This window comes from Streptomyces sp. MMG1533 (assembly GCF_001279775.1).
Classification (GTDB): Bacteria; Actinomycetota; Actinomycetes; order Streptomycetales; family Streptomycetaceae; genus Streptomyces.
In genome coordinates this window covers 1-720 of record NZ_LGDG01000116.1, presented here as the reverse complement: position 1 = coordinate 720, position 720 = coordinate 1, and the positions used below count along the sequence as shown (strand labels likewise).

Sequence of the window (720 nt, the reverse complement as noted above, 5' to 3'; positions counted from 1 at the left end):
CGTAGAAGTAGCGCTGCGGCTCGCCGACCGGGTTGCCGTGCACATCCAACTGCCAGGCGGCGAGGTGGTCGTCGTTCATGTCCACCCCGACCACCCCCCGCGCCAGCGCCGCCTCCAACGGTAAGACGGCGGCGGCGGTCCGCTGCCAGGAGGCGGTCACATACCAGCGGCCGCGCACCACATCGTGGTGGATGCGGTAGGCCACCGCCCGGTTGGCGGTGACCCGGTCACGCCACTCCTGCCCCCGGTGCTGGAACCGTACGGTCGCGTCGAGGACGTAGCGGCCGTGGGGTGCGTTGGCCAGGCGGGCCAGCGGGGCCGGGAGCTTGGCCGAGACCTGTCCGGTGTCGGTGACGCGGATCGTTTCGTTGCCGAAGCGTTTGCCCGCCTCGCCGTCGGCGGCCAGGAACATCCGCTCCGCCTGCCACCGCTGCCGCCAGGCCGCCACGTCCAGCCCGGCCGCCTGAAGGTGGTGGCGGGTGTTCGCGAGGCGTTTGCCGCCACGCACCACGTGCACCCGGCCCGCCGCCCGGTCCGTCTCCACCACCGCGAGGCGGTCTTTGAGGGTGTGCAGGCGGCGGGACTTGGCATGCCACTCGCTCCGCGAGGCATAGCCGCGCGCCAGCCCTTCCCGCTTGTCCGCCTTCGCGCCCAGCGGCCGGGCCAGCCGCGCCTCGATCGACGCGATCTGCCCGCGCAGCCAGCCCAGATGGGCCACCT

1 pseudogene is annotated in these 720 nt (G+C 73.3%); it reads right to left on the bottom strand.

Features of this window, described 5'->3' with window-relative positions:
* Nucleotides 1–720 (bottom strand): annotated as a pseudogene (locus ADK57_RS13225) (IS200/IS605 family accessory protein TnpB-related protein); the annotation flags it as partial.